This is a genomic window from Stenotrophomonas sp. 71799_Sma (assembly GCF_056482505.1).
On the sequence record NZ_CM151202.1, the window covers coordinates 704276 to 723771 of the forward strand.

18 protein-coding genes and 1 pseudogene are annotated in these 19496 nt (G+C 66.3%); 9 read left to right on the forward strand and 10 right to left on the reverse strand.

What is annotated here, in order from left to right:
* The first annotated feature begins 91 nt into the window (after positions 1-91).
* The 3 genes from ribH to thiL all read left to right on the forward strand — a co-directional run bounded on the left by ribH (position 92) and on the right by thiL (position 2118).
* The gene (ribH, locus tag ACZK4Z_RS03135) at positions 92-559 is read left to right on the forward strand and encodes a 6,7-dimethyl-8-ribityllumazine synthase (RefSeq protein ID WP_125895941.1); all 468 of its coding nucleotides are present in this window, start codon (positions 92-94) and stop codon (positions 557-559) included.
* On the forward strand, positions 556-1035 hold the full coding sequence (gene nusB / locus ACZK4Z_RS03140) for a transcription antitermination factor NusB (protein WP_005408062.1): 480 nt from the start codon (positions 556-558) through the stop codon (positions 1033-1035). The genes ribH and nusB overlap by 4 nt, the downstream gene beginning before the upstream one ends.
* 120 nt (positions 1036-1155) lie before the next feature.
* The gene (gene thiL / locus ACZK4Z_RS03145) at positions 1156-2118 is read left to right on the forward strand and encodes a thiamine-phosphate kinase (RefSeq protein WP_125895942.1); all 963 of its coding nucleotides are present in this window, start codon (positions 1156-1158) and stop codon (positions 2116-2118) included.
* Between the two features lie 267 nt (positions 2119-2385).
* Here thiL and ACZK4Z_RS03150 read toward each other — a convergent pair whose 3' ends face one another.
* From ACZK4Z_RS03150 to ACZK4Z_RS03160, 3 genes are read right to left on the reverse strand one after another with little or no spacing between them, the layout of a single operon-like run.
* The gene (locus ACZK4Z_RS03150) at positions 2386-2757 is read right to left on the reverse strand and encodes a DUF805 domain-containing protein (RefSeq protein WP_125895943.1); all 372 of its coding nucleotides are present in this window, start codon (positions 2755-2757) and stop codon (positions 2386-2388) included.
* A gap of 49 nt (positions 2758-2806) precedes the next feature.
* Positions 2807-3529: a fimbrial biogenesis chaperone gene (locus ACZK4Z_RS03155; RefSeq protein ID WP_125895944.1), complete on the reverse strand. Its 723-nt coding sequence runs from the start codon at positions 3527-3529 to the stop codon at positions 2807-2809.
* A 59-nt stretch (positions 3530-3588) separates the two neighbouring features.
* Positions 3589-4104: a fimbrial protein gene (locus ACZK4Z_RS03160; protein ID WP_125895945.1), complete on the reverse strand. Its 516-nt coding sequence runs from the start codon at positions 4102-4104 to the stop codon at positions 3589-3591.
* 268 nt (positions 4105-4372) lie between these two features.
* On the opposite strand from ACZK4Z_RS03160, the gene ACZK4Z_RS03165 reads away from it, so the two are divergent.
* From ACZK4Z_RS03165 to ACZK4Z_RS03175, 3 genes are all read left to right on the forward strand, one after another.
* Entirely contained in the window at positions 4373-5341 is a 969-nt protein-coding gene (locus ACZK4Z_RS03165; RefSeq protein ID WP_185749986.1) for a fimbrial protein, read from the forward strand.
* Positions 5342-5411: 70 nt separating this feature from the next.
* Entirely contained in the window at positions 5412-7931 is a 2520-nt protein-coding gene (locus ACZK4Z_RS03170; RefSeq protein WP_125895947.1) for a fimbria/pilus outer membrane usher protein, read from the forward strand.
* Positions 7932-7947: 16 nt separating this feature from the next.
* Entirely contained in the window at positions 7948-8451 is a 504-nt protein-coding gene (locus ACZK4Z_RS03175) for a fimbrial protein (protein WP_111686872.1), read from the forward strand.
* Between the two features lie 21 nt (positions 8452-8472).
* Here the strand turns inward: ACZK4Z_RS03175 and ACZK4Z_RS03180 are convergent.
* Positions 8473-8825: pseudogene (locus ACZK4Z_RS03180) on the reverse strand (hypothetical protein).
* 616 nt (positions 8826-9441) lie between these two features.
* On the opposite strand from ACZK4Z_RS03180, the gene ACZK4Z_RS03185 reads away from it, so the two are divergent.
* Positions 9442-10404: an IS110 family transposase gene (locus ACZK4Z_RS03185; protein WP_107314971.1), complete on the forward strand. Its 963-nt coding sequence runs from the start codon at positions 9442-9444 to the stop codon at positions 10402-10404.
* 87 nt (positions 10405-10491) lie between these two features.
* Positions 10492-12513, forward strand: coding sequence for an acyltransferase family protein (locus ACZK4Z_RS03190; RefSeq protein ID WP_125895333.1), 2022 nt, complete (start codon positions 10492-10494; stop codon positions 12511-12513).
* A 22-nt stretch (positions 12514-12535) separates the two neighbouring features.
* On the opposite strand, the gene ACZK4Z_RS03195 is transcribed toward ACZK4Z_RS03190, so the two are convergent.
* From ACZK4Z_RS03195 to ACZK4Z_RS03210, 4 genes are all read right to left on the reverse strand, one after another.
* Positions 12536-13921, reverse strand: a complete 1386-nt coding sequence (locus ACZK4Z_RS03195; RefSeq protein WP_125895334.1) for an FAD-binding oxidoreductase — start codon at positions 13919-13921, stop codon at positions 12536-12538.
* A complete protein-coding gene (locus tag ACZK4Z_RS03200; protein WP_125895335.1) occupies positions 13918-14526 on the reverse strand; it encodes a metal-dependent hydrolase in 609 nt (202 codons plus the stop codon). Before ACZK4Z_RS03200 ends, ACZK4Z_RS03195 begins: the two co-directional genes overlap by 4 nt.
* Before the next feature lie 110 nt (positions 14527-14636).
* Entirely contained in the window at positions 14637-15005 is a 369-nt protein-coding gene (locus tag ACZK4Z_RS03205; protein ID WP_182267263.1) for a YraN family protein, read from the reverse strand.
* Positions 14995-16716 carry a penicillin-binding protein activator gene (locus tag ACZK4Z_RS03210; RefSeq protein WP_125895337.1) on the reverse strand — a complete coding sequence of 574 codons (1722 nt, stop codon included), beginning with the start codon at positions 16714-16716 and terminating at the stop codon, positions 14995-14997. The genes ACZK4Z_RS03205 and ACZK4Z_RS03210 overlap by 11 nt, the downstream gene beginning before the upstream one ends.
* 81 nt (positions 16717-16797) lie before the next feature.
* Between ACZK4Z_RS03210 and rsmI the strand changes: the two genes are divergently transcribed.
* Positions 16798-17616, forward strand: a complete 819-nt coding sequence (rsmI, locus tag ACZK4Z_RS03215) for a 16S rRNA (cytidine(1402)-2'-O)-methyltransferase (RefSeq protein WP_005412235.1) — start codon at positions 16798-16800, stop codon at positions 17614-17616.
* A 131-nt stretch (positions 17617-17747) separates the two neighbouring features.
* Here the strand turns inward: rsmI and ACZK4Z_RS03220 are convergent, their stop codons facing one another.
* The gene (locus tag ACZK4Z_RS03220) at positions 17748-18617 is read right to left on the reverse strand and encodes a nucleotidyl transferase AbiEii/AbiGii toxin family protein (RefSeq protein ID WP_219631009.1); all 870 of its coding nucleotides are present in this window, start codon (positions 18615-18617) and stop codon (positions 17748-17750) included.
* Positions 18614-19273 (reverse strand): type IV toxin-antitoxin system AbiEi family antitoxin domain-containing protein, encoded by a 660-nt coding sequence (locus ACZK4Z_RS03225; protein ID WP_180838387.1) that lies wholly within the window; start codon positions 19271-19273, stop codon positions 18614-18616. The genes ACZK4Z_RS03220 and ACZK4Z_RS03225 overlap by 4 nt, the downstream gene beginning before the upstream one ends.
* Between the last annotated feature and the right edge of the window lie 223 nt (positions 19274-19496).

Here is a 19496-nt window from a genome sequence, read left to right on the forward strand (position 1 = left end):
CCGTTGGTCGGCACGCCCCGGGCCCCCATCGGCCACGACCGGGGCCCATCCACGCTAGAATTACCCCCTTATCGAGTCCCCCAAGCCGCATATGAGCCACTTCGAAGGCGATCTTCGCACTCCCGAAACGGCGCGCTTCGCCATCCTGGCCAGCCGCTGGAATGCCCGCATCACCGACACGCTGGTCGCTGGCGCCCGCCAGAGCCTGGCTGGCAACGGCATCACCGAAGCCAACATCGACGTGATCCGCGTGCCGGGTGCCTGGGAACTGCCGCTGGTGGCCGCGCGCCTGGCCGCCGCCCACGAACACGCCGCCATCCTTACCCTGGGCTGCGTGATCCGTGGCGATACCCGCCACTACGAGCACGTGGCCGATCGCTGCGCCGAAGGCCTGATGCGCGTGCAGCTGGACTTCGGCGTGCCGGTGCTGAACGGCGTGCTGGCGGTGGAACGCGTTGAAGACGCCGAGGCCCGCGCAGGCGGCAGCCACGGCAACAAGGGCGAGGAAGTCGCACTCGCCGCATTGGAAATGGTCAATCTTCTGGAGCAGCTGCCATGAACAAGAACACCCAGGGCAAGCCCTCCGGTAAACCCGTCCGCCGTGATGGCGTCGATCCGGTGCTGCGCTCGCGCGCCCGCCGTCGTGCTGTGCAGGCCATCTACGCCTGGCAGATCTCCGGCGGCAACGCCCAGTCGCTGATCGCCCAGTTCGCCCACGAGCAGGCCCGCGAAATCGCCGACCTGGCGTACTTCGAGGCGCTGCTGCACGGCGTGCTCGACAACCGCCGCGACATCGACGAAGCGCTCGGCCCGTACCTGGACCGTGGCATCGAAGAAGTGGACGCGATCGAACGCGCGGTGCTGCGCCTGGCGGCGTACGAGCTGCGCTACCGCTTGGACGTGCCGTACCGCGTGGTGATCAACGAGGCCATCGAATCGGCCAAGCGCTTCGGTTCCGAACATGGTCATACCTACGTCAACGGCGTGCTGGATCGTGCCGCCGTGGAATGGCGCAAGGTCGAATCGGGTCACTGACCCACCTGTGGTAGTGCCGGCCGCTGGCCGGCAGCTGCAGGGATCCTGAGGTTGCCGGCCAGCGGCCGGCACTACCGCCCACCGCGCCCTGCGCGGCACGTACAACAGCGGGAGCGCCCCATGTCCCTGGCCGAATTCGCCCTCATTGACCGCATCCGCGCCCGTACCCTCGAGCGCGACGACATCCTGCTCGGCATCGGCGACGACGCTGCGCTGCTGCAGCCGCGTGCCAATGAGCAACTGGTGGTCACTGCCGACACGCTCAACAGCGGCGTGCACTTCCCGGTGGAAACCCCGGCCTTCGACATCGGCTGGAAAACCCTGGCGGTCAACCTGTCGGACCTGGCTGCGATGGGCGCGCGCCCGGCGTGGTGCACGCTGGCGTTGTCGCTGCCGGAAGCCTCCGAAGACTGGATCGATGCGTTCGCCGATGGCTTCTTCGCCCTGGCCGATCAGCACGACATTGCGTTGATCGGCGGTGACACCACGCGCGGTCCGTTGTCGCTGTCGGTGACCGCGATGGGCCAGGTGGGACGTGGCCAGGCGCTGCGTCGCGACCGCGCGCAGGCGGGCGATGACATCTGGGTAAGCGGCACGCTCGGCGATGCCGCCGGTGCGCTGCGCCTGTGGCAGCAAGCTGCGCTGAGCATCGCCACCGCCACGCTGCTGGCCGACTACGAAAGCCTGCGCCTGCGCCTGCTGCGGCCGACGCCGCGTGTCACCCTCGGCCTGCGCCTGCGTGCGTTCGCGCACGCGGCGGTGGATGTGTCCGATGGCCTGCTGGCGGACCTCGGCCACATCGCCACGCGCAGCAGCGTAGCCGTGCATGTTGATGCCGATCTGTTGCCGATTTCGAATGCACTGCGTGAGCTGCTTGGTCGTGAGGCCGCGCGCGAATGTGCACTGCATGGCGGCGACGACTACGAGTTGTGCTTCACCGCCGCCGCCGACCAGCGCGACGCGCTGCACTACCTGGCGGAATCGCTGGACGTGCCGCTCACCCGCATCGGCCGCATCGCCGAAGGGCAGGGCGTACACGTGGATGGCGAAGCCGCCGACGGTGGATACCAGCACTTCGCGTAGCCGCAGCTGTACTGCTCCGGTGGGTGCCAACCTTGGTTGGCATGAACGTGTCAGCCGCTCGTGCCCCACGGTCGCGGAGGCACATCGGTGTCGCTCTGGTAGGTGCCAACCTTGGTTGGCACGAAGGTGTCAGCCACCCGTGCCCGTACGGTAGCGGAGGTGCCTCGGCATTGCTCTGGTAGGCGCCAACCTTGGTTGGCACGGATGTGTCAGCCGCGCGTGGCAACACCGTGTCGACCAAGGTCGACGCCTACCAAAGCGGGGCGACTACACGTGCGGAACTGGCGCACCGAAACGGTTGTCGCCCGGCGTGCTGGGCAGCAGCAGGAACACCAGCAGCACCAGGCTGACGAACGGCACGAACGCCAGCAACAACCACCAGCCCGAGCGATCGGTATCGTGCAGGCGGCGAATGGTCGCCGCAATGCACGGCAAGGCGAACACCAGCCACATCACCACGCTCAGGCTGGTTGATACCAGGGCCAGACCCTGCGAACCGCTGTAACCGGCATAGAAGCCCAGCACGTACAGCGGGATCGAAACGATCACGATGAACAACTGGAACCACCAGTACTCACTGCGGCTGGCGCGCCCGCTGAACTGCGCATAGCGGATAAGCGGAATCATCATCTTCTTCATGTTGCGTGTTTCATTTATCAAGTAGCGCCGAGCCATTGCCCGGCGTCAATCAGTGAACGACCTTTGCCTGGGCATCGCGCGCGGTGCCGTAGTCATCCAGCCACTGGAATGCCAGGCTCTCCGGAATCGGTGCACCGGCTGGCAGCGGTAGTAGCACCTGTGCACCGGGCGCGATCATGTCCGCCGGTACCCGACTGCCATCGGGCAAGGTCAACGAAGCCAGCGTCACGTGATACGCAGTCGGATTGCTCACCTGCAATGCCCCTGCCGCCATACGCCACTGCAACTGGCCCGGCGCATCGCGCGCCTGGCCCGGCAGACCAGCGGGGCGATGGAACAGCTTCACCCGCGTGCGCACCGCGAACTGCAGCAGGTTCTTGTCGCTGGCATTGGCGGGCTTGGGCGGAATATCCAGCAGGTTGAAGTAGAACACCGACTCGCGATCAGTCGGAAGCGGCGGCTCTGAGGGCCGCGGCGCATAGGTGATCCGGTAGGCCTGTCCCTGCTTGGCCTGCAACAAGCGCGGCTCGGACGGCGTCAACCGGAACGGCGTGCGCACATTCTCCGGCCGCGCATGGCTGTCGCCAGCGTCGATCCAGACCTGCGTCATCGCGGGTTGCTCACCCACGTTGCTGGCCTTGACCGTGACATCGCGGCTTTTGCTGGCGTCGTGCACGATGCGCGTGCCTTGCAGGGTGACCGCGGCCTGCGCCGGCAGCACAAGCGCGGTGGCCAGCAGGGCCGGCAACCACAACGATGGGCGGAGTTTCATGGAATACCTCATGCAGGAGGTGCACGCGCGCATCCGTGCGCGCGTACGCCGGATACCGTTTACTTGTAGAGCACCACGAAGTCGCCGGACGCGTTGGCGGTGCCGGCCGTAGCGTTCTGGGCCGGCGAGGCGTACCACGCGCTGTAATCCAGCTGGCCACTGCCACCGGCGGCGATGGTCACCCACTGGGTCGGGTCATCACCGATCTTCTGGTGGTCGCCCGCTGCGTCATACAGCGCCACGCCCACATTGCTCGCGCCCGAGGCAGCAGTCAGAGCCAGATTGCCGGTGCTGCCGTCAGGCGTGCCACCGAAGCGCACGCCGACTTCCTGCGCCGCACCCGAGCCGGTGCAGTCCAGGGCAATGCTGAAATTCTTCTGGCCGGCACGGGTACCGGCATTGACCGACGCCAGGTCCACCTTGCCCATCGGCACGGTGATGGTGCCACCGGCGGAGCCGACACTGCAGGTGGAGGTCATCAGTTCGCCGGTGATTTCCAGCTGTTCGGCGTGGGCCGCAGGCGCGGCCATGATCGCCAGCGCGGACAGCGCCAGCAGGTTCAGCTTGATCGACATCGAAGTGTTCTCGTTGCGGAATGGGAGGCGCCGGCAGCCGAGGGCCACCGAACGATGCGCAGTGTCGATGTCGTGCAGCCGCATCACCATGCAACTTGTTGCAAACGATTTCCTCTTAGCGCCGAATGCAATTTGTTGTATGGGGTCGGAGGAGGGGGCGAACTATCGTGCATGCCCTTGAAAGCCCCTCAACGCCTAGTTGCGCACGCGCATTTGACGCAGCGCACTGCAGGAGTTCTGCATGAAATTCCCTCTCCCCCGACCGCTGGTGCTTCCCGCACTGCTCCTGTCATGTGCCGTATTCGACACTCAGGCCGCTTGCCGCCTCCTGGGCGGAGATGCGTTCATCGACCACGAGTTCGATGTGGCCTTCGTGCCCGATCTTCATCGCTGGATGGGCACTGTTGATGGAACTTTGAAGTTCGCCTGCGATTTGGCAGGTGAGACATACGGCACCATCGTGCCCAGTCTGTTGGGGCTGTCCTATGTCGGCGACGTCTACAACGAAGCAAATTCGACGATGACAGCGGCGTACGCGATGGGGCCGGAATCCGCATTGCTGATGTTCCGTTTCGAGTCGCGGTCATACATGGAATGCCCCCCAGGCGATGCCTGTCCCATTGAAGAGGGTCAAGCGGGTGGCTACTCCCTGCGCGATGGCCGTGGTGAGCCGCTGGACCGCATGGGCAACGGACGCGAGGGTGAGGTTCTGGTCTGGGTGGATGTCTATTCGCGGGGCGGTCAGATGGAGCCCACGCCCAAGCGTTCGATCGGATCGATGGCAACAACGCAGTCAGGCAACGTGGGACGCCATCATCTGAACATCGGGGTGCGCTTCAAGGCCCAGACCTGCGCGGTCACTCCCCAGTCCGTAACGCTGGATCCGATCGATGCCCGCACGCTGGACCTGCAGCAGACTGCAGGCGAGAAGGCCTTCAACGTCGCGGTCAACTGCGGCGCCAGCGGTCGCCCGCTGGTGCTGGAAATGAATGACGTGCACGACCTGGCCAACACCGGCGATGTTCTGTCTCCCGCACCGGGCACCACCACAACCGGCGTGGCACTGCAGGTCCTGCAGGACGGTACGCCGGTGCGCATGCAGCAGTCCTGGAGCTACGGCACCACCACCGGAACGGTCATGTCCGTGCCGTTCAGCGCCCGCTATCTGCGCACGCCTGCGGAACTTCGCACCGGGAGCATCCTTGGCGAGGTCTCGCTGCTGGCGGACTACTACTGATGCCTGCGCACGCCTTCCTTTTCCTGCCATCGCGCCGCATCTCGTTTCGCGCCTTCATGCGTCCCCTGTCATGACCACCGTTCGCTCCTGCGCGCGTCCCCGCGCACTCGCCCTCTCCCATCTGCCGTGCGCGATTGCAGGGGTGCTCTCCATCTCGCTTCCGCTTGCAGCCGCTGCCGCTCCGGCCATCGAGTTCAGCGAAGGATTCCTGATCGGCGGGCAGTCCATCGATATGCGCCGCTACGCGCAGGGCAATCCGATCGAGGAAGGCCAGCACCGGGTGGATGTGTGGATCAATGGACAGTTCCACCAGACCCGCGACATCACGTTCAAGGCGTCAGAGGGCGAAGCCCATGCGCGCCCGTGCCTGCCTGCGGACCTACTGGATGCACTGCAGTTGCGTGAGGATCACCGCCAGGCCCTTCACGCACAGGTGGCCGACATCGGCTGTATCGATCTGCCAACCGCCATCGAGGGGGCCACCGCAAACTTCGACGACAGTGCGCTGCAATTGCAGCTGACCGTTCCGCAGGCGATGCAGGCACGACGTGCGCGTGGCCATGTGCCGGCTGAACACCGCGACTCCGGAATCACGGCTGGATTCGTCAACTACACCGCCAACCACTACCGGAGCACCCGTCGCGACAGCAGCTACGTAGGCGTGAGTGCCGGCTTCAACATGGGCGACTGGCGCCTGCGCCATCGCGCTTCGTTCAATCACAGCAGCCAAGGCTCCCGCTACCGAACCATCAGCAGCCATCTGCAAAGGGATCTGCCAGCGCTGAACAGCCAGCTGTTGCTGGGCGAGGGCAACACCGGTGGCGAGCTGTTCGACAGTGTCCCGTTCATGGGGGCTCGTTTGTACACCGACGAACGCATGCTGCCCGACTCGCTGCGTGGCTATGCTCCGGCCGTGCGCGGCATCGCCGAGGGCAACGCGGTGGTCAGCATCCGCCAGAACGGCATCGTCATCCATGAAGTCAACGTTGCGCCCGGGCCGTTCGTCATCGACGATCTGTACCCGACCAACTCCGGTGGCGACCTGGAAGTGGTGGTTACCGAGGCGGATGGGCGCAGCCAGCGGTTCAACGTGAGCTTCTCCGCCGTGCCACAGGCATTGCGCGCAGGTACGTCCAGGTTCAGCGCGAGCGCGGGAACGCTGCGCGACGCCGGAGGCCGTCTGGCCCATCTCCGTTTCGCCGAGGGGACCTACGCGCGCGGTCTCAGCAATCACCTCACCGCGTTGGGGGGTATTCAAATCGCGCAGGGCTATCGCGCGGCGATTGCCGGTGCCGCCGTGAATACGCCTGTGGGTGCCGTCGGCATCGACATCACCCACTCGCAGGCCGAGCTGCCGGGACGCCCCAGCGTTGCCGGCAACAGCCTGCGGCTGAACTACCAGCGCTACGTAGCCAGTACCGGAACCAACGTGGGTCTGGCCGCGTACCGCTACAGTACGCGCGGATTCCTTACCCTGAACGACGTGGCCCGTGCTGCGTCCGACGACTGGGGCTACGCCGGCCGCGCGCGACAGCGCTACCAGGCCAATCTCTCCCAGCGTCTGGGGGCGGCAAGCCAGCTGTTCCTCAATGGCGGACACGTGGCTTTCTGGGATACCGCGCAGCGCCAGACCGATTTCCAGTTCGGCTTCAGCAGCACCGTGGGGCGCGCGAACTATGGCGTTTCGGTGTTCCGCTACCGGCTGGGCAATGGCCGCCCTGACACACGCTATACCTTCACTTTTGCAGTGCCGCTGGGCCGTAGCGAGAAAGCGCCGAGGGCGAGCACCCAGATCAGTCACGCCAGTGCTGGGCAGCAGGTGCAGGCGGGGGTGAGCGGCTACCTGGGCGAGCGGCGCGCGATGAACTATTCGGTGTCCAGTACCCAAGGCGAGGGTGGCAACAGCAGCAGTGCCTATCTGGATTACCAGGGGCGCTACGCCAACGTCAACGCCGCCTACAGCCGCGCGACCGGGCACAGCAGCCAGACCCTGAGTGCTTCCGGCGCGTTGGTGGTACACGCAGGCGGCCTGAATATGGGGCCGCCGGCGGGCGAGGGCTTCGCGCTGGTGCATGCACCGGGCGCAGAGGGCGCACAGGTGGGTACGGGTGTGGATATCCGTGTGGCACGCAATGGTTACGCATTGTTGCCGCACGTCAGCCCCTACCGCTGGAACCGCATTGATCTGGATCCTTCGGGGCTGCCGCTGGAGGTGGAAATGCTGCAGACCTCGCAACGTGTTGCACCCACCGCCGGTGGCGTCGTGCGCGTACCGTTCGAAGTACGCCGCGAGCGCACCTTGTTCATCGATGCCACCGATGCATTGGGCCAGCCCTTGCCATTTGCGGCGCGTGTGCAGCGCGAGGACGGCACGCCCGCAGGCGCGGTGGGGCAGGGCGGTGTCATCCAGTTGCGTGGCGCGCAGCCCGAAGGCGCGCTGATCGTTGACCCGGACGGGCCGCAACGCTGCCGCCTGGCCTATCAACTGCCTGACGCGCCCGATGCCTATGGCCTGTCCTGGGCCCACGCCACCTGCCAGCCCTTCGCTGTCTCACCCGAGCTGGCTGGCGCCGGCCCATCCATCCATTGACCTTCTGGAGTACCCGATGAAACGCTTGATGTTCCCCTCATTCACCCTTCTGGCACTGGCATTGCCCATCGGCAGTGCAGCGGCCGCCACTCTCACCATTTCCGGCCGCGTTCTGCCCGGCACCTGTACGTTGACGGCACCGGCCATCACGCTGGACAACGTAAAGGCCGATGAGCTGAAGGTGGGTGACAACCTGCTGAAGCAAAGTACGTTGAACTTCACGGGCTGCATCGGCGTTGCCAAAGCCACGCTGTCCTTCGACGGCACCGCAGCCGATGGTGATGCGCAGCGCTGGAAGAACACCGCCAGCACTGATCCGGCACGAGGCGTTTCGGTCGCCCTGTTGGCCGGCGCCACGGGCAACGTCTATCTGAAAAAGGGTGACACCGGCATTGAAGTGCCCGTGACCGGCGCCACTGCCAGCTACACGCTGCGCGCGGGCTATTACCTGCCCTCGACCAGTGGCGTCAACGCGGGCGCGATTCAGACGGCCATTACGGTTACCGCGCTCTACGATTGAGCGGGTTGCAGTTGCGGGCTGTCACGCCGCCCGCAACTGCACATCCACATACTCGGCCAGCCCACGGCAGGCCAGAAACAGCCCTTCGCGCGCGCCGTCACCCATCTGCTGGTCGATATCCCCGTCCACGCGGACGCGTGCGGTGGCGTGCAGCAGTTCCAGCAGGAACTCAGCCCCGCATTGGCGCGGTCGATGCGCGCCAAGGCCAGGCGCTGGCCGGGTGTACGGTTGCTGCCGGGCCACGGTTGGCCGGTGCTGTTGCCGCTCTGCAGCGCAACGAACGTGTCCTCCAGTGTGCGGGCCAGGTCGTCGGGCAGGCGCGTGGCGACCTCGCCCAGGGTGGCGAACAGGTGCGGGTAGGGAGAAGTGGTCATGGCGGCGTCCTTGTGCAAGCGGCAAGGGGCCACCCTGCTTAACAGCAAGGGTGGCGGACGGTGCGTGGTTCCAATACCGGGTAGCGTCTGCAAAAGCCGGCGGGCACGAGGCCCCCACGCACCGCCCGCCATGGATGCGCGGGCAGAATGCCTGCCGACGTCACCCACAAGGAATGAGCGACGCCGGCAGGCAAGCGTAACGAACAGACACTACTAACGGGATTGGAAGCCCGTGCCACCCGTTATCGGTGGCGCTACATGATTTGCATGAAGCGCCAATGCTGCCAATGAGAATTGTTGGAAAGTTCGAAAGCGTAGGAATTTCGTCGCTGGCAGGCGGCACAGGGAGTTGCCTGCCGAATGCGACATTCCCTGCAGAGTCGAGCCATGCTTGTATGTTCCTCCCGGCTCCTACGAGGTATGTAGGAGCCAGGGTGGAGGGACCGTCAAGCATGCATCTGCGGATACTAGCCGACAGACGAGTCGAGCGATCCCCATCCCGCACACGAACGTCGATAAAGGATCGTACGGCCCCCAAAGGGGATCGTCGATGTAGGCAAGCTAACGTCGGTGCGGTACCACCCCAGCCCCTTAAAGATAGCTGGGAGCCGTACAAATGTCTGATTCTCTCGATATTGGCGTGGACGTGGACTCCAAGGAGTTCGTACCGGCAGTGGCCGACCGCAAGGCCGGCGACAGGATCGCCAACACCCGGGCCGGCATAGCCCAGTGGCTCAACACCTTGCCCCAGCGATGCCGGATTGGCATGGAGGCGACGGGGCGGTACTACGAGTTGTTGGCTCGGATGGCTGGCCAAGCAGGCCACGTTGTCTATGTGATCAATCCACGTCTGATCAAGCACTACGGCCGGGCGACGGGCTCGCGTGGCAAGACGGACGCCATGGACGCCGAAGCGATCGCCCGGTACGTGAAGAAGGAGAACGATCGCCTGCGTGAATACGTACCGCGTACCGACGAGCAGCAGCAGATGCACGATTTGCTGCGCAAGCGGCAGACGCTGGTAAAGACACGCGCGCGCCTGGAGCAATCCTTCGGGGTAAGCAAAAGTGCCCCCGGGGAGCTGTCAGATCTGTTCTGCGCTCTGGCTGGGACGCTGTCCGAGCTGGAAAGCGAACTGCAGCGCTTGGGTCGCGATGGAGAGCATGGCGCGCTCTACAAGCGCCTGTTGACCATCCCTGGTATCGGCCCTGCCGTCGCCGCTCACCTGATTTACTACATGACGCGCTGGCCGTTGGCCAACGCCAACGCGTGGATCGCCTGCACCGGCCTGGATCCCCGGCCCAACGAGTCTGGCGGCAGAACGGGACGGCGTCGGCTGTCCAAACAGGGCGCGCCAGTGCTGCGCCAGATGCTCTACATGGCCGCAATGGGGCTCAAGCGGTGTCGCCGGGGGCAACCGCTCTACGACGAGCTGTCAAAACGCGGTCACCCCAGCACCGCCGTCTTCAACATCCTGGCCAGAAAGCTGGCCAGGATCGCCTGGGGTGTCTTCAAAAGCGGCCGGGACTTCGATCCGGCCATGCTGAAGGTGGGTCAAGCCTGCTTCCAGCAGGCTTGACCGCGAACATAGGATCTCGACTCTGCAACTGCGTCGGGCTATGACCGGACCTGAACGATGTCCTTGCCTGTCGCGATCGTCCATTGAATGACTGCGGCAGCGGTGGTGATGCTGTCGGATCGTTCTCCACCCGTTGCCTGCATGTTCCCTCCCGAACGTTCCCACAATGCGGCCATCGATGGCCTGCGCGCATTGGCGGTGCTGGCCGTCGTCGTCTTCCACACCAACGCGACGTGGCTGCCCGGGGGCTTCACCGGGGTAGACCTGTTCTTCGTGGTGTCCGGCTTCGTGATCAGCCAGTCGCTGGCCTTGCGCACCCACGCGTCGCTGGGCGCGATGCTGCTCGACTTCTACCGGCGCCGCGTGCTGCGTCTGTTGCCGGCGCTGCTGGTGATGCTGATGGCGACCTTCGTGCTGTCGGCACTGTTCATCCCCCGCGCGTGGCGCAATGAGCAGTTCGACCAGACCGGTTGGGCCGCGCTGGTCGGCTTCAGCAACATCGTGCTGGCCGGCCAGCAGGACGACTATTTCTCACCCGGTGCTGAACTCAATCCGTTCCTGCATACATGGACGCTGGGCGTGGAAGAGCAGTTCTACCTGGTCTTCCCGTTGCTGTTCTTCGTGTGGCTGCGCGGGCGTGAGCACTGGCCGTGGTCGCGCTGGTTGCTGCCGGTGCTCACCCTGCTGTCCATGGCATGGGCAGGCTGGCAGGCGCAGACGGCACCGGCGGCAGCGTTCTATCTGCTGCCTGCGCGGTTCTGGGAGCTGGCCGCGGGCGCGCTGCTCTACCAGTGGATGCATGCGCGCACGCCGGGCAAGAACGGTGATGCGGTTGCAGTGATCGGTCTGGTGCTGCTGGGTGCAGGCGTGGTGACCGCACCGCAGCTGGCGATGCCGGTTCCGGGCGTGCTGGCCACCGTGGCCGGTACGTTGATGCTGTTGGCGAGCGTGTCGGCACCGGGTACATCGCGCATTGCGCGCGCGCTGGGCTGCGCACCGTTGGCCTACCTGGGCCGGCTGTCCTATTCGCTGTACCTGTGGCATTGGCCACTGCTGGTGCTGCTGCGCTGGACGTATGGCCTGCATGGCGTCGCGCTGTGGCTGTATCCGGTGCTGCTGCTGGCGGTCTCCGCCGTGTCGTATCACTTCATCGAGCGTCCACTGCGGAATGCGGCACCACTGCTGCGCCTGGCGCCGGCCAAGGTGCTGGCGATGGCGCTGCCGCTGGTGGCGCTCTGTGGTGCGGGTGCCTGGGCCGCCGTGGAGTACCACGAGCAGGTCTCGCTGAGCGTCACCCGCAACAGCTATGCATGGCAGGCGCGCCGCTACCCGGCCTGGCGCCCGCTGGAGCCGGTGAGTGCGCCGGCGCTTGAAGGGCGGCGCCTGTTCGTGGCTGGCGATTCGCACGCGGCGGCGTATCGCACCATGACCAGCATGGTCGCGCGGCAGACCGGCATGGAGGTGCACCAGCAGGATCGCGGCGGCTGCAGCTTCGTCAATCTGCTGCGGGCCAGCCCGGCCGACTGCCAGGACTTCATTGAGGACGCGCTGTCGACCATCGAGAGCGAGGCACGTCCTGGTGACATCGTGCTGCTTGCGGCATTGCGCATGCCGGAGCTGCGCGGATTCGACTGGCAACAGCAGGATGCGCAGCAGGTCTATCGTCAATTGCTTGCCGAGCGTACCCCGACCGATGCGCAGGCCGCGCGCGATGAGGCTGATCATGTTCTTGGGCGTTTACAGACGCTGGGCGTACACGTGGTGATCGACGCACCGCTACCGCTGTTCAAGGCCGGTGCGTACCGCTGTTCGGACTGGTTCAACCGCCACAACCCGGCATGCGCGGGAGGTCTGAGCATGCCGCGCGCTGACCTGGACAGGCTGCGCGCACCGCAGATGGCGCTGCTGGCCGAGCTGGCAGCACGCTATCCATCGCTGACGGTGTGGGACCCGCTGCCGTTGCTGTGCGGGCCAGACACCTGTTCGGCGGTGGAAGACGGTGAACCCCTGTTCTTCGACAATGACCATCTGAGCGGGCACGGTAATCGCGTGCTGTTGCCCAGCTTCCGCCAGACCCTTATCGACAGCGTAGGCAGCGCGCCCCGGTAGCGCCGGGCATGCCCGGCGGCGTTCACACCGGCGGCAGCACCTTGCCCGGGTTGAGAATGCCGTCCGGGTCCAGCGCGGCCTTGATCGCGCGCATCGTCGCCAGCGTTTCCGGGGTAAAGGCCTGCGCCATGAAATCGCGCTTGGCCAGGCCAATGCCGTGTTCGCCCGACAGGGTGCCACCCAGCGCCAGCGTCAGCGCGAAGATCTTTGGCAGCGCGGCATGTGCGCGCGCGTTCTCGTCGGCATCGTCCGGGTGATACAGGATGTTGACGTGTAGGTTGCCGTTGCCGGCATGGCCGAAGGTGACGATGGTCAGCGTGTAGTCGCGCGCCAGTGCCTGCACGCCCGCCACCAGCTCCGGAATGCGCGATACCGGCACCACCACGTCTTCATTGATCTTGCCCGGCGCAACGCTGCGCAGCGCAGGCGACAACGCCTTGCGTGCGGCCCACAGCTGGTCGCGCGCGCGTCCTTCCATCGCCACATCCAGTTCGATCATGCCGTCGCCTTCAGCGGCGCTGGCCAGGGCCTGCAGCAGATAGGGCAGGGTGTCGTGGTCACCATCGGCTTCCACCAGCAGCATTGCACCGGCCTCCGGCACGTCGGCACCGTTCAGCCGCAGCAGCTCGAGGCTACGTGCGTCCATGAACTCCAGGCGGGTGGGTACTACCGGCTGCGACATCAATCGCGATACCGCGGCTGCGGCGGCATCGGCATCGCGGTACAGCACGCGCAGCCCGGCCTGGCTGACCGGCAGCGGGGTCAGTTTCAGCGTGGCTTCCACGATCAATGCCAGCGTGCCTTCGCTGCCTACCAGCAGATGGGTGAGGTCGTAGCCGGTGGCGTCCTTGGTGTAGGCGCCGCCGCAGCGGATGACGTCGCCGGTGCCGGTCACCGCCACCAGACCCAGTACGTTGTCGCGGCTGGTGCCGTACTTCACCGCGCGCGGGCCGCCGGCGTTGCAGGCGAGGTTGCCACCGATGCTGCAGATCTCGGCGCTGGAAGGGTCCGGTGCCCAGAACAGGCCATGCGGCGCCAGTGCCTGCTGCAGGGTACCGTTGAGCACGCCCGGTTGCACCACCGCGCAACGGTCACCGGCGCGGATCTCGACGATGCGGTCCATGCGGGTGAACGACAGCACGATACTGCCGGGCAGCGGCACCGCCGCGCCGGTGGTGCCGGTACCAGCGCCACGTGCGACCAAGGCCACGCCATGCGCACGGCAGGCCCGCACCAAAGCCTGCACCTGTTCGATGTCGGCTGGCAGCGCCACCGCCGCCGGGCGCTGGTGGCGCCACGAGTTGTCCTGCGCGTTCGCCTCCAGCGCGCTGTCATCCATGCGCCAGCCCTCCGCGCCCAGCAGGGTGGACAGTTCGGCAACCAGGGCAGCAGGCAGGGCAGGACTCATGACGGATCTCGTGGGGCAACGGGAGCGGGTTGGATCAGTTTCCAGGCAACAACGGCGGTAGCCAGTGGCAGCCACACCCAGCGCAGTTCAGAGAGCAGGGTGGCCACGCCGCGTGCGCTGAAGAACTGCGGCGCGAACGGAGAAACGCGGATGGGTCGCCACGGCGCGAAGAAGCGCTGCTCGCTCCATGGCCAGGCAAGGGCGACGCCGAGGCCGCCGGAGGTCATCGCATCCAGCAGCGGGTGGCTGGCGGCGCAGACGAAGACGAACACCGCCGCTTGTAGGGTCGATGCCACCGTTGGCCCTGCCTTGGTAGGTGTCAACCTTGGTTGGCACGAAACCGCCGACCAAGGTCGGCGACTACCAAAGAACGCCAACACCGCGGCCAATGCCGCCAGCACGCCGGCAAACAGCAACGAATGGCTGGCACCGCGATGGCCGAAGGCATCGGCATAGGGAATGTGCAGTGCAAAGGCCAATACGTCCGCATCGGGCAGCATCGCAGCGATCACACCGGCCGCCAGCAGGCGCGGAGGGATGCGGCCACGGTCAGCGGCGCACCAGAGCGCCAACGGCACAGCGGCATGGGTGATGATCGAAGGCATCAGTCACGCACCGTGGTCGTGCCGGCCAGGCTGCGCTCTGGTAGGTGCCAACCTTGGTTGGCACAGAAGCGCCGACCAAAGTCGGCCTCTACCAGAGCGGACGGTAACCATCAGCAGTCATCCAGCCGGAACGCATCACGCAGCCACCGCAGCTGCGGCGGTTCACCACTGGCTTCAACCACATCGAAACGGCAGGGCGCATTGGCCAGTGCCGGGTTGTCCTGCAGGTACAGCTGCGCGGCATGCGCCAGGCGCCGGCATTTGCGCGCATCCACCGAAGCGGCGCCGCCACCGAAATCGGAGCGCGCGCGATAGCGCACTTCCACGAACACCACGGTGCCGGCGTCGTCCATCACCAGGTCCAGTTCACCGCCGCGATAGCGCACGTTGCGCGCACGCGGCTGCAGTCCGGCCTGTTGCAGATGCAGCTCGGCGGCGGCTTCCACCGCCGAGCCACGTTGGCTGCGCTCAGCGACCACCGACGATCGGCATCGGCCGGCCACCATTGAAGGTGGACCATGCCGGCTGGCGCAGGATGTTGCCGTTGCTGTCCAGGAACAGGGTGCCGGTGGCACCGTCCAGGCCGCCTTCGTTGGACAGCTTGTCCAGGTAGGCGGTGATCTTCCATGCATCGGCACCGAAGGCGAACAGACGGCCAGCGGCGCCGCGAGCGCTGGGCAGCGCGCTGGCCACCTGGCTGGCCGACGGCAGGCCGGACACGCTGCGCACATTCCAGGCTTCGTTCGGGTAGACGATGCCGTCCAGCGCCACGTCTTCTTCCACCTTGCCGCTGCCGACGGTCAGCTGCGAGGTGCCGACGCGGGTCGCGCCACCGGCACCGGCCAACGCCAGCTGCGGCGCCAGCAACCGGGCCTGCGGGGCGCGCACGGCGAGGAACACGGCATCGACCTGACCGGCATTGCGCACCTGCGCGCCGACATCGCCGACGGCTTCGCTGACATTGACCGTGGCCACCACCTGGCCGCCGCGCTGTGCGAAGCGCTGGGCAAAGGCGGCGGCGGAACGGCGGCCGGTGTCGTCGTTGCTGCTGATCACCAGCGCGCGGTTGCGCTCGCGGCCACGCAGGTACTCGGCGGCGACGATGCCGTCGTCTTCCGGTGCCAGCGAGAAACCAGCGCTGCCGGCCGGCGGTGCATCCTTGCCGCGGTTCAGGGCCAGCACCGGTACCTGCAGCTGCTGGCGGCCGTACACGGCGTCCACTTCGTCGCGGCCCAGCGGGCCGACCACGAAGTCGGCACCGGAGGCGACGGCCTTGTCGTAGGCGGCGAGGGCACCGGCCGGGGTGCCGGCGGTGTCGAAGAAGTTGATGTCCGGGCGGCGGCGGCTTTCACCGTAGTAGGCGCTCAACAGGCCATCGCGAACCGGCTGCGCGGCGGTGGCCAGGCGGCCGCTGAGCGGCAGCAGCACGGCCAGCTTGGCCGGCGGCCGGTAACCGTCGCTCATCGCCGGCGGCCGCTTGCTGGTGTCGAACTGAGCCGCGCCATCGCGGTCGAACGGGCGCGGCAGCGGCAGGCCGCGGGCGATCAACGCGCGACCGGCGAAGTTGTACAGCGGGTCGTTGGCCGGCAGGGCGGCGGCACGGCTGCGCAAAGTGGCGTCGTCGAGGGTGCCGAGCAGGCCGGCGATGGCGGCCTGGTTCTCGCTGCGCGCACTGCCGGTCAGGCTGGCATGGGCGCGTGCACGTTCGGTGGCGGCGCCGAAGGCATCGCCGGTGCCCTGCAGGGCCTGGGCGCGGGCCAGCAGCCAGCGGGTGCGCAGGCCGACCGCAACACTGTCGGCATGATCCTTCAGCAGGGCCAGGGCCTGCGCCGGCTGCTTGTCGGCCAGTGCCAGCTCGGCGCCGGTCAGCTGGTAGCGCTGCAGGCTGGCGCCGGACAGCTGGCGCGCGGTGAGCTGGCCCAGCAGGCTGCGCGCGCGCGCACTGTCACCGGCCAGGTGCCAGGCCCAGGCCGCGTCGGCCAGTGCGTTGCTGCGGGCACCGCCGCGCAGGGTGGCGGCCAGGGCTTCCAGCTGCAGCGCGGCGTCGCGCGGCTTGCCCTGTTCGATCAGCGCCAGCGCCTGGCTCTGGGCCGGCGAATCGGGCGTGCTGGTCAGGCTGGTGGTGGCGCAACCGGCCAGCAGCATCAGCGACAGCGACAGGGCGGAGATCCGTGCGGCGGGCTTGTTCATGATCGGGTCCATGCGATGAGGGCAGCGGCCTTGGCCGGGTACACGCTACGATTCTACCCTTGCCCCGTGAGTACCGCTGAAATGAGTGTGCCAACCCTGTACGTCGTCGCCACCCCGATCGGCAACCTGGCCGATCTGAGCCCGCGCGCGCAGGAGGTGCTGCGGTCGGTGGCGGCCATCTGTGCTGAAGACACCCGCCGCAGTGGCCAGCTGCTGTCCCATTTCGGCATCCAGCAGCCGTTGGTGGCCCTGCACGAACACAATGAAGAGGCCCTGGCCCAGCGCCTGGTATCGCGCCTGCAGGCCGGTGAATCGCTGGCGCTGGTCAGTGATGCCGGCACCCCGCTGGTCAGTGACCCCGGTTTCCGCCTGGTGCGTGCTGCGCGCGCGGCCGGCATCAAGGTCAGCCCGATTCCCGGTGCCTGTGCCGCCATCGCTGCGCTGAGCGTGGCCGGCCTGCCCAGCGACCGTTTCAGTTTTGAGGGTTTCCTGCCGGCCAAGGCCAGTGGCCGCCGCGACCGCCTGCAGGCGCTGGCCGGTGAAGTACGCACCATGGTGTTCTACGAATCCTCGCACCGCATCGCCGAATCGCTGGCCGACATGGCGGCGATCTTCGGCGGTGAGCGCCCGGCGGTGCTTGCCCGCGAGCTGACCAAGCTGTTCGAGACCGTGCTCGATGGTGACCTGGCCGGCCTGCTGGCGAAGGTGGAAGCCGACGAGAACCAGCGCAAGGGCGAGTTCGTGGTGATGGTGCAGGGCGCGGGTGATGACGAAGAAGCGCAACTGGCGCATGGCCGTCGCGTCTACGCCAAGCTGAGCGAGCATCTGCCGCCGTCGACCGCGGCCAAGCTGGCTGCCGAGCTGACCGGCGCACCGCGCAAGGCGTTGTACGGCAGTTGATGGATCGTGCGGACCAAGGTCCGCACCCACCAGAGCAGCGGAATCGGTAGATCCACGCCATGCGTGGATGAACGGGCCGCGCCGGGGTCTGCACCCACCCGGGCGGACCGATAGCGCCAGGCCTTGCGACGTCAGGACTGTACGGGTGTGTCGAGGGTGTCCAGATAGTTGGCAATCTCGGCAATCACCGAAGAGAGGTCCGGCGCGATCAGGCGATTCCTGCGCAGGAAGGCGCGCCACTGGGTCTGCTTCTGGGTATCTGCGGCGAATGACTGAGTCAGTCCGTAGGGCAGGGGCGTTGGCGCCGGGGTCCTTCGTCGATCAAACGTCGCGCCAATGGCCGCAACAAGGTGCGGGCGATCCATGGCGTCTTCGCGGATCAGTGCCAGCAAGTCGAAGAAGTCCTTCATCCTGCTGTTAGCGATGCCCAGTGCCGCTATAGCCTCGAGCTTTTCGGCAAACACGGTTTCGCGTGGATAGACGCGCAGGCAGGCTGGAGGGAATCCCTCCAGAATCACCGGATAGGTGATTTCCGGCGGCGGGGTGATCACCGCGTCGCCAAACCCGACGTCCCACTGCACATGGCAGCGTGCGCGGCCCAGATGTGCGATCAGGCGCATGCGCAGCCCCTCGTACGTGGCTTCTTCACGTATGGCCTCGATGACGATGCTGCCTGGATCGAAGCGCAGGCCGTCGTCCCCGGGCATTCCACAGAGCGAAAGTGCGATATGTAGCAGGCGATCGGGCTCAGCGCTGCCGGATCCCAGGAAATCGGCATCCCGTGTAGGGCGGTGCGGCGCGTCGAACCACACTGCGAACAGCATGGCACCCTTCAGCAGGAACTGGTCGCGGTATCGAGAAGCGGAGAGCCGGTAGAGCAGGCGCTCAACGGCGAACCTGTCCAGCACGAACTGAAAGTCCTCACCCCGCTTGCGTGCGAGATCGAGCAGCCGTTGCCGGATGGAAGCAACGCGGTGGGGAGGTGTTAGAGAGGGGATCAAGCCAGGGCATCGAGGTACGGTCTCATCAGTCTGGCAACGCGGCAGATCCGCGCATACTCCATCAACGCATCCGGCGTGGTTGCACGGCTGTGAAGCGCGTCACGCAGGGCTTCAAGTGCGACATCAAGCCCTACGAGATTGCGGAACTTGAAGCAATCGACGACGGTTTTGGCAGCGTTGCTGACGTATATGAGACGTCCGCCTACGCGACGTTCTTCCAGCCCCGCATTGAGGGTCGTTGCCGACATGCGGACCACACGGAGGGGCGGCCAGTCGATCCGCGGAACGCGGTCGCTGTTGCCGATGGAGACCCAGCGTTCGAATGGTGCTTGGGTGGTCAGGCCATGCAGGCGCAGGGCACTCAGCAGGCATAGACGGGGGTGTGGCAGGCGTTCTGCAATGATCCGCAGTCCATCATCGGTGTCGTCGCTCTTTCTTTCCGCCAACGCGTAGACGCCACGGGACAACCGGATCAGTGCGCCTGCCTCGACCAGGCGGGTCAGTTGGGCGCGGGCGATCCCGGCAGTCACCAGTTCGCGGGCGCGCAGGGTGCCTGCGCGTCGCAATAGCTTTCGTGCCTTGGCCTCGGCGTTTCCCATGACGGCATTGTTCCATAATGTCGGGTGTTTTGAATATCGACTGACAAAAAGGAACATCGTTGGCTGCGGCGAGTGACGAGTGAATGGTGCGGACCAAGGTCCGCACCCACCAGAGCGGAATCCGCACCCACCAGAGCGGAATCCGCACCCACCAGAGCCGCGCGGGTTTCGCCGGCCCTGTCCAGTGAATCGGTAGATCCACGCCATGCGTGGATGGCTGAACCTGACGCCGCGATCAGCACGGCAGGAAGGGCGTGCGTAGGCTAGAATGTGCACTGGC